The 13,781-nt window shown below is 62.2% G+C and carries 13 protein-coding genes; 5 read left to right on the forward strand and 8 right to left on the reverse strand.

What is annotated here, in order from left to right:
- The 5 genes from V7E26_RS02850 to V7E26_RS02870 all read right to left on the reverse strand — a co-directional run bounded on the left by V7E26_RS02850 (nucleotide 1) and on the right by V7E26_RS02870 (nucleotide 6,214).
- Nucleotides 1-948 (reverse strand): branched-chain amino acid ABC transporter permease, encoded by a 948-nt coding sequence (locus tag V7E26_RS02850; RefSeq protein ID WP_324413270.1) that lies wholly within the window; start codon nucleotides 946-948, stop codon nucleotides 1-3.
- Nucleotides 949-1,040: 92 nt separating this feature from the next.
- The gene (locus V7E26_RS02855; protein WP_324413272.1) at nucleotides 1,041-1,898 is read right to left on the reverse strand and encodes a branched-chain amino acid ABC transporter permease; all 858 of its coding nucleotides are present in this window, start codon (nucleotides 1,896-1,898) and stop codon (nucleotides 1,041-1,043) included.
- 370 nt (nucleotides 1,899-2,268) lie between these two features.
- Complete coding sequence (locus tag V7E26_RS02860; protein WP_324413274.1) at nucleotides 2,269-3,441, reverse strand: phosphotransferase family protein; 1,173 nt, start codon at nucleotides 3,439-3,441, stop codon at nucleotides 2,269-2,271.
- 26 nt (nucleotides 3,442-3,467) lie between these two features.
- The gene (locus tag V7E26_RS02865) at nucleotides 3,468-4,658 is read right to left on the reverse strand and encodes a CaiB/BaiF CoA transferase family protein (protein WP_324413276.1); all 1,191 of its coding nucleotides are present in this window, start codon (nucleotides 4,656-4,658) and stop codon (nucleotides 3,468-3,470) included.
- Nucleotides 4,659-4,696: 38 nt separating this feature from the next.
- Nucleotides 4,697-6,214: an enoyl-CoA hydratase-related protein gene (locus V7E26_RS02870; RefSeq protein ID WP_324413278.1), complete on the reverse strand. Its 1,518-nt coding sequence runs from the start codon at nucleotides 6,212-6,214 to the stop codon at nucleotides 4,697-4,699.
- A 41-nt stretch (nucleotides 6,215-6,255) separates the two neighbouring features.
- On the opposite strand from V7E26_RS02870, the gene V7E26_RS02875 reads away from it, so the two are divergent.
- The 5 genes from V7E26_RS02875 (at nucleotide 6,256) to V7E26_RS02895 (ending at nucleotide 11,246) form a co-directional block, all read left to right on the forward strand.
- Nucleotides 6,256-7,428, forward strand: a complete 1,173-nt coding sequence (locus tag V7E26_RS02875; protein WP_324413280.1) for an acyl-CoA dehydrogenase family protein — start codon at nucleotides 6,256-6,258, stop codon at nucleotides 7,426-7,428.
- A 90-nt stretch (nucleotides 7,429-7,518) separates the two neighbouring features.
- Nucleotides 7,519-8,277: a glucose 1-dehydrogenase gene (locus V7E26_RS02880; protein ID WP_324413282.1), complete on the forward strand. Its 759-nt coding sequence runs from the start codon at nucleotides 7,519-7,521 to the stop codon at nucleotides 8,275-8,277.
- A 19-nt stretch (nucleotides 8,278-8,296) separates the two neighbouring features.
- Complete coding sequence (locus tag V7E26_RS02885) at nucleotides 8,297-9,088, forward strand: enoyl-CoA hydratase-related protein (RefSeq protein WP_324413284.1); 792 nt, start codon at nucleotides 8,297-8,299, stop codon at nucleotides 9,086-9,088.
- 19 nt (nucleotides 9,089-9,107) lie between these two features.
- Nucleotides 9,108-10,037 carry a 3-keto-5-aminohexanoate cleavage protein gene (locus V7E26_RS02890; protein WP_324413286.1) on the forward strand — a complete coding sequence of 310 codons (930 nt, stop codon included), beginning with the start codon at nucleotides 9,108-9,110 and terminating at the stop codon, nucleotides 10,035-10,037.
- 63 nt (nucleotides 10,038-10,100) lie between these two features.
- A complete protein-coding gene (locus tag V7E26_RS02895) occupies nucleotides 10,101-11,246 on the forward strand; it encodes an acyl-CoA dehydrogenase family protein (protein ID WP_324413287.1) in 1,146 nt (381 codons plus the stop codon).
- A gap of 12 nt (nucleotides 11,247-11,258) precedes the next feature.
- Here V7E26_RS02895 and V7E26_RS02900 read toward each other — a convergent pair whose 3' ends face one another.
- Genes V7E26_RS02900 through V7E26_RS02910 form a run of 3 tightly spaced genes read right to left on the reverse strand, consistent with a single transcriptional unit; the run spans nucleotide 11,259 to nucleotide 13,761 of the window.
- The gene (locus V7E26_RS02900) at nucleotides 11,259-12,440 is read right to left on the reverse strand and encodes an acyl-CoA dehydrogenase family protein (protein ID WP_324413289.1); all 1,182 of its coding nucleotides are present in this window, start codon (nucleotides 12,438-12,440) and stop codon (nucleotides 11,259-11,261) included.
- A complete protein-coding gene (locus V7E26_RS02905) occupies nucleotides 12,437-13,312 on the reverse strand; it encodes an HpcH/HpaI aldolase/citrate lyase family protein (protein WP_324413291.1) in 876 nt (291 codons plus the stop codon). Before V7E26_RS02905 ends, V7E26_RS02900 begins: the two co-directional genes overlap by 4 nt.
- The gene (locus tag V7E26_RS02910) at nucleotides 13,309-13,761 is read right to left on the reverse strand and encodes a MaoC family dehydratase (RefSeq protein ID WP_324413293.1); all 453 of its coding nucleotides are present in this window, start codon (nucleotides 13,759-13,761) and stop codon (nucleotides 13,309-13,311) included. Before V7E26_RS02910 ends, V7E26_RS02905 begins: the two co-directional genes overlap by 4 nt.
- Nucleotides 13,762-13,781: the final 20 nt, after the last annotated feature.

Below are 13,781 nucleotides of genomic sequence, written 5' to 3' on the forward strand. Positions count from 1 at the left end.
TCAGGACCTCTCGCTTGGTTCGCCGAGCGCGCGCGCCCGGAGGGCGCCCCACACTCCCCCAACGACACCGCTGGGAAAGACCACGATGAACAACACGATGGCGATACCGGTCAAAAGCTGCGTGAGTCCGCGCGCGCCGAACTCGTCCTGCGCAAACGAGAAGATCAATCCGCCGACGATAGGCCCCACGGAGCCCCCGATGCCGCCAATCAACGCGGCGACCAGTGTGTTGGTGCTGACCGTAAGTCCGAGGCTCTCCGGCGAAACGAAGCCGGCGTTGAGCACATGCAGCAGGCCGGCGACGGCCGCGACGATATTGACGAGCACATAGGCTATCAGGCGCGGCAGATAGGTACCGAAACCGGAGAACCGCATCCGCTCCTCGTTCTCGCGCACCGCCCGTAAGATCGAGCCGAGGCGAGAACGGCCGACCACCCACAGCGCCAAACCGGCAAGCCACGCCGCAGTCCATGTCAACAGCCAAAATTGCGACGGACTCGCAAAGTCCGTCGCTTCCATGCCGAATATCGAACCTTTGAAGTTGACGACCAGCCCGTCGGCGCCGCCAGTGTATCCACGTAGCCCTTCTAGCAGGACGCCGTGGCTGATCATCTCGCCGGCCGCGAGCGTCAGCATCATGAACGCGAGCGGATTGGTGCGCACGATCAGCGCGCCGAGAATGGTCGCGTAGACCACGACTATCAGAAACGAGACGCCGATCGCCGCGATCGGCGTCAAATTCCACTCGGACAGGGCAATGGCAAACAGCAGGCCCGTCCCGCCATACATGCTCGCCGCTCCCAGGGCCACGAGTCCAGCCTGATGCATCAGGAAAGCGACGCTCAGCGCCAGCATGCCAAGCAGCAGGCCTTCGTTGCCGAGCCGGAGCACGAAATCGCTGGCGAAGCGCGTTGGCACAGTTGCGCCGAGCGCGAACACGATCACCATTCCGGCAATCGCCAGCGGAATACGCAAGGATTGTCCACCAACGATCCCAGCCGTTGGAGCGCGCGCGCTTACCGCCGTTGTTGCCCGGTTACTCAATTGAGCACCCTGCCGCGCCCAATGCCACGGGGCGCCACCAGCAGCACCAGCATGAGCAGAATGTAGGGAACCAGTGCGGCGAAGTTCGGCAGAAAAACCGATCCCGCGACCTGAACGAAGCCGAACAGCAGGGCGGCCACGATCGCCCCTCCAATGCTTCCCGTTCCGCCGATCACCACGATGATGAGACAATTGACGATCATCGTGACGTCCATGCCCGGGTCGATCGACAGATAGGGACCGGCCAGCACGCCGGCGACGCCGGCGAAGGCGGTGCTTAGGCTGGTCACCAGCAGGCTCAGCCGGTCGGCGTTGATGCCCATCATGCGAGCGACCGACGGGTCCTGGCTCACGGCACGAACATAGAGCCCCGACGATGTGAATCGCAGCCACAGCACCAGGAGGACGCATGACCCGAGGCCCATCACGATCAGAAAGATTCGGTAGACGGGATAGGACAAGTTCAGCACCGTGACCGAGCCGGACAACACCTGAGGCGCGTCGATGCTTCGCGCGACACCTCCGTAGAAAAAGATGATGATCTGCCCAAGAATGATGCCGAGGCCGAGAGTGACCAGCGCAACCTCGATGTGAGAGCGTTTCTGCAGCGGGCGCAGCGCCAGATACTCGAACGCAATGCCAAGGAGCGCGAGCAGGATCGGAACCACGACGAGCGCCAGCCAAAATCCGCCGACAAGGGCCACCGTGTAGCCCAGATACGCGCCCAGCATGTAGACCGCGCCATGGCCGAAATTGATGACGTCCCGCAGCCCATAGATCAGCGCGAGGCCACTGGCGAGCATGATCAGCAGTGAAGCAAGCGCCAGCGAATTGGCGACCAACAGCGCAATCACGCCCGCGCCCTCGCGTCATGCGTTAGCGGACGAAACGCATTCGTCCGAGACGCCGTCAGTCTGCGCACGCGCTCCTGCAAACGACCCTCCCGCCACGTTAAGCAAGCGCCGACGATCCGATCGCGGCCGCGACGCCGAACGATTCTTTGCCGCCGTGTTCGGCAGCGCCAGGTCTTATGCCCGGATTTTAGTACACATGCTTACCATATACTTCCATCTCCCGCAAACACAAAGCGACGGAAGGTGTTCGATTTCTCATTTTCGCGAGCGAATCGTCGCACTCCGCGCCGTCCTTGAATTGGTACGCACGCGCAGCGATTGCACGGATGTTCGCGTGCAATGCTCGCGCACCCGGCGATTTCAACTGGTATCAGCTATCGAGAGAATTCAGATCGGCCATCGCCGTGGTCATGCGCTCGATCATGGTGAGCGTGGTGTCCTCCGGCTGCATGTTCGGCAACAACGGCGAGTGGCACAGCGTGATCGTCCACATCGCCAGTGCGTGCACGATCTGCTGCCGGTAGTGCTGGAAGCTGAGGTCGAAGTCGGGCTTGGCTCCGGTCTTCTCCGCGAACCGCTCGATGTAGCGGGCCAGCAGTTCGCGCTCCCAGCTCCGGCGGTTGTCCGGCGTCAATGACGCCGTCACGGCATAGGCGAAATCGCGCGACCAGTGGCCGCGCGAGAGGCATTGCCAGTCGCACAGTCCCATCTGGCCCGCGCCCGTCCGGTACCAGTTGCCGATATGCACATCAGAATGAATGAGGCCCTGCGGTTCGCTGTCATGGAGCGCAAGCGCCCGCATCGTGGCGGGCCAGACATCGTTTCGGCGGGCCATGACCACGGCGGGAATGACGTGGGCGGCCGCGTCGAATGCTTTCCCAGTGTAGTATTCCGTCCCCATCTTCGCAGCCCCGATGGTGAACCAGCGGGGATAGCTGGCGAGCCAGCGGTAGCGTTCGCCCAGCGTGGTATCGCCATAGAAGCGGCCGTGCAGCGACGCCAGGAGGTCGATCATATCGTCGGCCATGGCGCGCGTGACGTAGGTCTTGTGATTGCAGAAGGTCGCCGATTTGGTAGCGACCAGGTCCTCCAGCAGATGGATCGCCGCAAACGTCTTGCGATCGTAGGCGGAATGATAACACAGCGGCGCCTCGATCTCGAGTTGCGGACGGATCTGCGTGAAGAAGCTCCCCTCCACGCGCGCCGTCCCGTTGAAGCCGCCGATCATCCGGGTGACGATGCTCGGCAGCGACTTCGTAAAGATGGAGACCGGCAATCCGGCAAGGCGTCCTTCGTCGTTGTAGGATACCTTCAACTGGTGCCGCTCGTGCGTTCCCGCGCTTGCGGCCCTGACTTCAACATCCGTGACGACGGCCCCGGGAGTCTTGCTGCAGAGGACTGCCGTCAGCCATTCGGGCGTGACGGCATAAGGCGTGCACGGCACATCGTCGAACCGGTGCGCCTTTGGACGCGCCAGACGCTCGTAAGCGACGCGACCGCTGATCTTCAGCGCAGCCAGGGCCGTATCCGTCGATTGCCCCATCTATTCAACTCCCCTTCAACCCAATCTCACCCGATGACACGGGCCTGCCGTAGTTCGCCGATCGTCTCGCGCGCCAGGCCGATTTCACCCAGCACATCGTCGGTGTGCTGCCCCAGTACCGGCGGCGGCCTGCCGGCCTGGCGTTTTTCTCCGTTGATGCGAACAGGATGTCCGACGCCCTTCAGCCTGCCCGCGGTCTGGTGCTCGTAGTCGACAATGAGGCCGCTGGCCGCGGTGTGGGGATGGTCGAGCAATTGCGCGATCGAATTGATCGGTGCGCAGGGCACACCGACGCCGGTCAGCACCTCGTTCCAGTGCGCGACGGCGTTCTGCGACAACGCCTGCTGGACATGACCGAGGGTTTCCTTGCGGTGCGCCACACGATCCGCATTGGTCTTGAATTTTGGATCGTCAACGATCGCGTTCAATCCGGTGACATTGCAGAACTTGCGCCAGAGATTGTCGTTCGCAACGCCAATCATGATCGGACCGTCGGCCGTCTCGAACGCCTGATAGGGACAGAGCGATTCATGGCTCGAGCCGCATTTCGGCGGCTGCACGCCGCGCTCCCAGAATGTCTGCAGATTATAGCCCAGGAGGCCGAGAGCGGTTTCGAACAGCGATACCTGGATCTCGCCGCCCTTCCCGGTCTTTTCCCGCGCATAGAGCAGCGCGAGAATTCCGCTGAAGGCATGTACGCCGGTCATCTGGTCGATCGGCGAAATCGGACTGCGGATGTAGCCGCCGTCCTCGTCACCGGTCATCGACATCACCCCGCAGAACGCCTGCAGGATCACGTCATAACCCGGCGAGTTCTTCAGCGGTCCCGAGCGGCCGAAGCCGGAGATACTGCAATGGACCAGGCGGTCGTTCAGGGCACGAAGCGTCGGCGCGTCGATGCCAAGCCGTTCCGCCACGCCCGTGCCAAAGCTCTCGATGGCGACGTCGGCGGATCTTGCCAGCGCGTGAACGATCTCGCGCCCCTTCTCCGTCTTCATATCTACGGCGATGCTGCGCTTGTTGCGGTTGGCGGAAAGAAAGACCGTGCCGAGGCCCGGCGCCGGGAACGGCGGCCAGCCGCGGGTTTCGTCGCCCTGGCCGACGGCTTCCACCTTGATGATGTCGGCGCCGAGGTCGCCGAGATATTGGGCGCATAGCGGACCGGCCAGAACTTTCGACAGATCGAGGACGCGGATGCCGGTCAAGGGTTTTGACACTGCTGTTCTCTCGATTGGTTGTTAAAGGTAAGCGCCACTCAGGCGCCGGGTTCGCCGGCGGAAAACACGCCAGCCATGTAGGCGGGAAAGCCATGTTTCGTGACCAGCAGATAATCCGCCGCGCGGCGCTGGTCCTCGGAGAACGTGGCACGCCATTGGTCCGCCATACCGTAGGCCCTCGCCAGACGTTCGCGCAGCGCACGCTTGCCGTCGGTGACCGGCTCGGCCTCCAGCCAGAACGAGGCGTCCGCAACGGTCCCATCGAAGGCTGGCGCTTTGTTCGGCCCGCGAAAGCCGGCGCGGGCAAGCGCTTCTGCAAGCTTCGCACCCGCCGCCGCATCGACCTGCAGAGCCTCCGATACCGCCACCACCGCCTGCTCGACCGGCGCCGGAACGCCGCCTGCCTTGCGCAGCCGATCGTGATCCAGCCTGCCGAGAAACAGCGTCCTGATCATGTTGCGAGGCTCGCGCCGCTGAATGAGTTTCGAGAATATCTGCATCTCGGCGCGGATCGCCGCGTCGAACGGCAGCACCAACCCCTCATCGACGCAATCGAGAATGGCAAGCGGCGCCGGATAGTGCCCGAGGGTTTCGGCCAAAACACTTTCGCGCTTCTGTGCAACGATCGCGGCCACATTATCAATGTCTGTCGGCCGCCATCCCGGCCGGTCCCAGGGCTGCGTCGCCGACGGATGGGACAGCACCCATCGTTCCGCCGCAGCCACCTCTTCGCCTGCAGGAACCAATTGATCGATCACGCCGGCAGCGACCGCGGCCTGCCCTGAGAGCCGCGCACCTTCCAACAGAATCGGAAATGCCTTTTCGATTCCGGTCAGGCGCGGCAACCGCTGGGTTCCCCCGCCTCCCGGCAACAGGCCAACCAGCGACTCCGGCAAGCCGAAGGCGACTTTGGGATCGTCGACCATCACACGATGATGGGCCGCGAGCGCGAGTTCGCCGCCGCCGCCTAGCGCCAGGCCCGCGATCGCGGCGGCAACCGGCTTGCCCGCAGTTTCGATACCGCGCAACGCCTGGCTGAGACGAAAGAAATGGTCGAACGCCACGCGGTCGCGCGCCTCGGCCGGCGCGGCCATGATCATGTGATAGGCCGCTCCAAGCTCGGCGAGGTCGGCACCGGCGCAGAATGCGGATGACTTTCCCGAGCGGATCACCACACCCCTGACGTCGCTGTTGCGCAGCCACTGGCTAAAGAGCGAAAGTTCGGCAATCGCGGCGTTGGAGAACACGTTCATCGGACGTCCGGGCATGTCGAACACGAGATGCAGGACGTTGTTTTCGGTGCGTTCCGCCCGGAATTGCTGCAGCTTTTCCAGTTCGCTCATGTCACTCTCCGTCGCTCTCCTTTGTGTCCTATAGCATATCGTATATCTGTGTACTAGTTTAAACACTGCGGTTTTGTCAGCGACCGCAAATGACGCCCGATGTGGTTGCAACGAACTCGCGAACGTGAGTTCTAACGCACCGTTGACGTTGTTGTCGCCGCTGCGGCGCAAAAAAGCCTGCCGCACAGCTTGCCTTTTACCGTCCTCGGCCATATGGTACACTACCTAACTAAATTTGATAATGGCGGCCATCGATGATCGAGCGAACCATTTTCCGCGAGGAGCATCATATTTTCCGGGAATCGGTCCGGCGCTTCGTCGATCGCGAGATCGTGCCGTTTCATGCGCAGTGGGAAAAGGACGGAATCGTGCCACGGGAACTGTGGCTCAAGGCCGGAGCCGAAGGCCTGCTCTGCTGTACTGTGCCGGAGGAATATGGCGGCATGGGCCTCGACTACCTCTTCGATGTAGTGGTGTTCGAGGAGTTGTGGCGCTCCGGCGCGAGCGGACCGGGATTTCTGATTCACACCGATTTGGTGGCGACCTACCTGCTTTCGTTTGGAACCGAGGCGCAAAAGCGCCACTGGTTGCCGAAAATGGTGTCGGGCGAAGCGATCGGCTCGCTCGGCATGACGGAACCGCACGCCGGCAGCGACCTCAAGGCAATCCGGACCCGCGCCGTTCGCGACGGCGATGACTTCGTGATCAACGGCCAGAAGGTCTTCATCTCGAACGGCCAACTCTGCGATTTCGTCGTACTGGCGACCAAGACCGACGGCAGCGCCGGCGCCAAGGGCGTGACCCTGTTCATCGTCGAGAGCAGCCGGCCTGGCTTCCAGCGCGGACGAAATCTCGAAAAGATCGGGATGAAGGCGCAGGATACTTCCGAACTGTTCTTCGAGAACATCCGCATCCCCGCCACCAACATGCTCGGCGCGGAGGGCAAGGGCTTCGCGCTGATGATGACGAAACTGTCGCAGGAGCGGCTTGCCCAGGCGATCCGGTCGGCGACCGTCACCGAAACCGTGCTGGACTGGACCGTCGAATATACCTCGGACCGCAGCGTGTTCGGCCAGAAGCTGGCGAACTTCCAGAATACCCAGTTCAAGCTCGCCGACCTCAAGACCAAGGCCACCGTCGCGCGCGTCTTTACCGACCGGTGCATTTCCCTGTTCATGGAAGGCAAGCTCGATCCGGTCGACGCCGCAATGGCCAAGATGTTCACCTCCGAGCTTCACTGCGAGGCGGTCGACGAATGCCTGCAATTGTTCGGCGGCTGGGGCTATATGTCGGAATATCCGATCGCGCGCGCCTATGTCGACGCAAGGATCGTCAAGATCGCGGGCGGGTCGATCGAGATCATGAAGACCATCATCGCCCGCCAGATGTTCGCGCAATGCGGTTTTGCGCTCGCCAAGAGCGGCTGATTGCGGTTGATGGCATACGGCCGACGAACGCCGGGGCATTGCCAGCACAAGACAGACGACAACGAGCGTCGCAAACCAGGGGAGTGAGATTTGAAAGGCTTATCAGGCAAGGTAGCGATCGTTACCGGCGGCGGCCAGGGCATCGGGCGCGCCATCACCCTTCGGCTCGCGGAAGAAGGCTGCAAGATCGCGATTTTCGATATCAATCCCGACGCTGGGCGTGAGACGGCGAAGCTGGCGCCAAAGGCGGCGATCACGACCTACGCCGTCGACGTAGGCGACCGCGCCTCGGTGGATCGTGCCGTCGCGCAGGTCGAGGCCGAACTCGGCCCGATCTGGGTTCTCGTCAATAATGCCGGCTGGGACCGGCCGATGCCGTTCCTCAAGACCGACAAGGATCTCTGGGACAAGATCATCCGCATCAACCTTTATGGGCCGCTCAACACCCACCACGCCATTGCGCCACTGATGGTCGAGCATGGTGGCGGGCGCATCATCAACATCGCGTCCGACGCGGCGCGCGTCGGCACCAGCGACGAGGCGGTATATTCAGCCTGCAAGGGCGGACTGATCTCCTTCACCAAATCGATCGCACGAGAATTGGCTCGCAAGAACGTGCTGCTCAACGCGGTCTGCCCGGGTCCCACCAACACCCCGATGATGGCGGCGGTATTGGGCGAAGGAGAACAGGCCGTGAAATGGAAGGACGCGATGGTGCGCGGCATTCCCTTGAAGCGCATGGGAGAACCCGACGACTATGCCGGCATCATCGCGCTGCTGGCGTCGGACGACGGCAAATTCATCACCGGACAGGCCATCTCGGTCTCCGGCGGCATGAACATGATCTAGCAGAAGCGAGGACAAACCGATGTTCGACCCGAGCAAATTCACCGACGTGATCTACGAAGTCCGCGATCGTGCCGCCTGGATCATCATCAACCGGCCCAAGGTCTATAATGCCTTTCGCGGCCAGACGCTTGAGGAACTGATTCAGGCGTTCCAGATCGCCGCGAACGACCGCAACATTTCGAGCATCGTGCTGACCGGGGCCGGCGACAAGGCGTTCTGCACTGGCGGCGATCAGTCCGCGCATGAAGGGCAATATGACGGCCGTGGCGTCGTCGGCCTACCGATCGATGAACTGCAGGGGCTAATCCGCGACGTTCCAAAGCCCGTCATCGCGCGCGTCAACGGCTTTGCGATCGGCGGCGGCAATGTGCTGGCCACGCTGTGCGACCTGACGATCGCCGCAGATACCGCGCAATTCGGACAGGTCGGACCGAAGGTGGGCTCTGTCGATGCCGGCTGGGGCACCGCCCTGCTGGCGCGCCACGTCGGCGACAAGAAGGCGCGCGAGATCTGGTTTATCAACGACCGCTATACTGCCGAACAGGCGCGAGAGATGGGTCTCGTCAACAAGGTGGTACCGGCCGCCGAACTCGACGCCGCGGTCAAGGACTGGACCGACAAGCTCGCGCAGCGTTCACCGACCGCAATCGCGCTGGCGAAGCGTTCCTTCAACGCCGACAGCGACAACATCCGTGGTATCAGCAACCTCGCGCTTCATGCCGTGAAGTTGTTCTACGACACGGCGGAATCTAAAGAGGGCGTCGCCGCCTTCAACGAGAAGCGTTCGCCGGACTTCCACAAGTTCACCTAGCTGTTCGAGGAAAAACACCGTGCCGGCACGTAAGGTCATCATTTCCTGCGCAATCACGGGATCGATCCACACCCCGTCGATGTCGCCTCACCTCCCGGTGACGGCGGCCGATATCGCCGAATCCGCGCTCGGCGCGGCCGAGGCCGGTGCTGCCATCGTGCATCTTCATGCCCGCAATCCGGAGGACGGCCGACCCGACCAGTCGCCGGAAGCGTTCGAGCCGTTTCTCCGCGTCATCAAACAGCGATCCGACGTTGTTGTGAACCTGACGACGGGCGGTTCGCCCTACATGACCGTCGAGGAGCGGATCAAGCCGGCGGCAGTATGGAAACCGGAGGTCGCCAGCCTGAATATGGGCTCGATGAATTTCGGCCTGTTCCCGATGCTCAAGCGGTACAAGCAGTTCAAGTACGACTGGGAGCCCGCGATGCTGGAGGGTTCGCACGACCTCGTCTTCCGAAACTCCTTCAAGGACATCCGTTACGCGCTGGAAACGCTCAATTCGACCGGCGCGCGCTACGAGTTCGAATGCTACGACACCAGTCACCTCTACAATCTGCATCACTTCTGGACTGAAGGCCTGGTGAAGGCCCCGCTGTTCATCCAGACCGTGTTTGGCCTGCTGGGCGGGATCGGCGCCCACCAGGAAGACGTCTTGCACATGAAGCGCACGGCAGATCGCCTGTTCGGCGACAATTATCGCTGGTCGGTGCTGGGCGCCGGCCGCGCGCAAATGCCGGTCGCAGCGATCGCAGCCGCGATCGGCGGCAATGTCCGGGTCGGGCTGGAAGACAGCCTCTGGATCGGTGCCGGCCAACTCGCGGCATCCAATGCCGACCAGGTGACGCAGGTTCGAAAGATCATCGAAGGGCTGGGACTGGACGTCGCAACGGCCGACGAGGCGCGCGAAATCCTACAACTCAAGGGCGGCGACAAGGTCGCTTTCTGACGCTCATCATCGATCGACATGATGCAGCAGCGGCATCGCGAACACCAATAAACGGAGGCCTCGATGCTACCCCATCGCCGGGTTTACGACGAAGAGCATAATCAGTTTCGGGAGAGCGTGCGGCGCTTCGTGGCGTCGAGGATCGCACCGAATTTTCAGCGTTGGGAAGAGGCAGGCATCATCGACCGGTCGCTGCTGAATGCCGGCGGCGACGCCGGCCTGCTCTGCCCGCAGGTGCCGGAAGATTTCGGCGGGGCTGGCGGCGACTTTCGGCATAACGCCGTCGTCATCGAAGAACTCAGCTATTCCGGCTTCGCCGGTCCCGCCACCGATTTTTCCGTGCACAACGATGTATGTTGCGGCTATCTGCTCAGCTACGGAACCCCCGAACAGAAGAAGAAATGGCTGCCGCGGATGGTGTCGGGAGAGACCATTTGCGCCATCGCGATGACCGAACCCGGCACCGGCAGCGACCTGCAGGGCATCCGTACCCGCGCTGTGCGCGAGGGCGATGAGTATGTGATATCGGGCCAGAAGACCTTCATCACCAACGGACAGATGTGCGACCTGATCATCGTCGTGGTCAGGACCGCTCCGGAGGGCGGCTCGCGGGGAATGAGTCTTGTCCTGGTCGAAGCCGACCGGCCTGGATTTCGTCGTGGCAGGAATCTCGAAAAGCTCGGGCACCTCTCTTCAGATACATCCGAGCTGTTCTTTGACGGCGTGCGGGTGCCCGTCAGCAATTTGTTGGGAGCGGAAGGCGGCGCAATGGGCGCCCTGATGAGCGAACTGCCGCAGGAACGCCTGACGATAGCGCTTCACTCGCTCGCCGCCGCGCAAAAGGCCTTTGATCTTACCAAGGACTACGTCCAGCAGCGCAATGCCTTTGGATCACCAATCAGCAGCTTCCAGAATACCAGGTTCAGGCTGGCTGATCTGAAATCCAACCTCGCGGTCGGCTGGGCCTATGCCGACCAGTGCCTGCACGATCATGTCAATCATCAACTGACGACCTACGCCGCATCAACGGCGAAGCTCTGGATCACGGAGATGCATGGCCGCCTCGTCGACCAGTGCCTGCAATTTTTCGGCGGCTACGGTTTTATGCGCGAGTACGAGATATGCCGCCTTTACGCCGATGCGCGCGTGCTGCGCATTTACGGTGGCACCTCGGAGATCATGCGCGAACTGATTTCGCGCAATCTCTGAATAATTGAACGCTCAGTAGCTCTTCGGCAATTCGAGCACCTTCTCGGCGATAAAACTGAGGATCAACTGCTCGGTGATCGGCGCCAGCCGGGTGATCGAGACTTCGCGGAACAGTCGCTCGACGTGATACTCCTTGGCGTATCCGAAGCCGCCATGGGTCGCCACAGCCTGCCACGCCGCGTCCTGCCCGGCGCGTGCACCGAGGAATTTTGCGGCATTGGCTTCGGCGCCGCAGGGCCTGTCGTGATCGTAGAGAAAGGCCGCACGCATCGCCATCTGCCAGGCTGACTCCAGATACATCCAGTTTTCCGCGAGCGGATGCTGGATGCCCTGGTTCTGCCCGATCGGCCGATCGAACACCACGCGCTCCCTTGCATACTTGGCCGCCCGGCGCAGCGCGTCCTGGCCGATCCCGATCGCTTCGACCGCAATCAGGATGCGCTCGGGATTGAGGCTGTGCAGGATGTACGAGAAGCCCCTGCCCTCCTCGCCGATGCGGTCGGCCTCAGGAATGAACAGGCCGTCGATGAAGATGGCATTAGAATCGACCGACTTGCGGCCCATCTTGGGGATGCGATGAACATCGACCTTGGAGCGGTCGAGGTCGGTGTAGAAGATCGTGATGCCGTCGGTCGGACGCTTGCAGTCTTCGTATTTGGTGGTCCGGGTCAGCAGCATGATCTTGTTGGCGACCTGCGCGGTCGAGGTCCAGACCTTCTGGCCATGGACGAGGTAACCGCCTGGGACTTTCTGCGCAAAGGTCTTGATGCGGGTCGTGTTCAGTCCGGCGTCCGGTTCGGTGAAGCCGAAGCAGCATTGATCCTCGCCGGCGACCAGCCGCGGGACCCAGCGCGCCTTCTGCTCCGGGGTTCCTTTCACGACGATGGGATGCGGCCCGAACAGGTTGATGTGCACGGCCGAGGTTGCGGACATGCCGCCGCCATGGCTGGCGACTTCATGCATCATGATAGCGGCCTCGGTCACCCCGAGGCCGGAGCCGCCATACTCTTCCGGCATGGTGATGCCAAGCCAGCCGGCGTCGGCCATCGCGCGGTGAAACTCGCGCGGAAACTCGCCGTCCTCGTCGCGCGCCAGCCAATACTCATCGTCGAAGCGGCTAACGACCCCGCGCACGCCCTCGCGAATGGCTGCCTGATGATCTTCCAGTTCGAACTCGTTGGCCAGTGCGCTCATGTGACGTCCTCCCCGGCCGAGGCAAGCGCGCGTTTCGCCGCGATCAGGTGCGGCATGTCGTACATTTTGCTATCGATGCCGAGCGTCCCTGCATCGGGCTGCGCCGCGAACGCCGCCACCACGCGGCGCGCATGCGCCAGGTCGACCTCTGACGGCGTGAAGCATTCGTTGATGGTCGCGACCTGAGCGGGGTGAATGGCGATCCGTCCGACAAATCCATCGCGGCGCGCGATCCGGCAACTTTCCGCCAATCCTCTCTCATCCTTATAGTCGCCATACAGTGTATCCAGCGCCATCACGGCCGCGGCTCCCGCCGCAAACAGGCATTGCGCGCGTGCCACCTGGTACGGAAAGGTCCAGCTTCCGTCTACTTCCTTATTGGAGAGTGCGCCGAGCGCTGCGCCCAGATCCTCTGCGCCCCATGTCATCGCAACGAGGCGCCGGTTCGGCGTAGCATAACCCGCAAAGCCGATCATGGCGGCCGGCGTCTCGGTCGCGACTACCAGCAGCTTGACTTGTCCCGGCGCAATGCCGGTCGCGACCTCCAGCACATCAACATAGTTCGAGATCAGTTCGATATCCTGCATGCCGTTGACCTTCGGAATCAGAATGCCGTCGAGACCGGGACGGACAATGGCCGCGAGATCTTCGAGCGTCAGCCCGCTGCCGAGCGGATTGATCCGCACCAGGAACGCCCAATCGCGTGGCGGACCGGCAAGCAGGTTTCTCACCATCTCGCGTGCCAGCGCCTTGCGCGGCGGTGCCACGGAATCCTCGAGATCGAGAATCAGCGCGTCGGCGCCGATACCGGATGCCTTTGCGAACTTGTGCTCGCTGTCGCCGGGCACAAACAGAAGGGAGCGCAATCTCATGCGGGGCGCCTCATCATCAAGCCGGTGCGGCGGCAATAGGCGACTTCCTCATTATGCTGATTGAAGCCCCGATGCTCGAAAGTCACGATACCTTGGGCCGGGCGCGACTTGCTCTCGCGCACCGCCAGGATCTTCGTTTCCGCCCTGATCGTATCGCCGGCAAACACCGGGCGCGGAAACTTCGTGTCTTCCATGCCGAGATTTCCGACCGTCGTGCCAAGCGTGGTATCCTGCACCGACAGGCCGATGACCAGGCCGAGCGTGAAGATCGAGTTCATCAGCGGTTTGCCGAACTCGGTCGATTTGGCGTATTCGTGATCGATGTGCACGGCAGCCGGATTATAGGTCAGCGACGAGAACAGGATGTTGTCCATGTCGGTGACCGTCCGCCTGATTTCGTGGACGAAGGTCTGCCCGACCGAAAACTGTTCGAAATAGAGCCCCGCCATCTCGTTTCCTCATCTTTCCG

The sequence above is a fragment of the Bradyrhizobium sp. genome (genome assembly GCF_036735945.1).
Classification (GTDB): Bacteria; Pseudomonadota; Alphaproteobacteria; order Rhizobiales; family Xanthobacteraceae; genus Bradyrhizobium.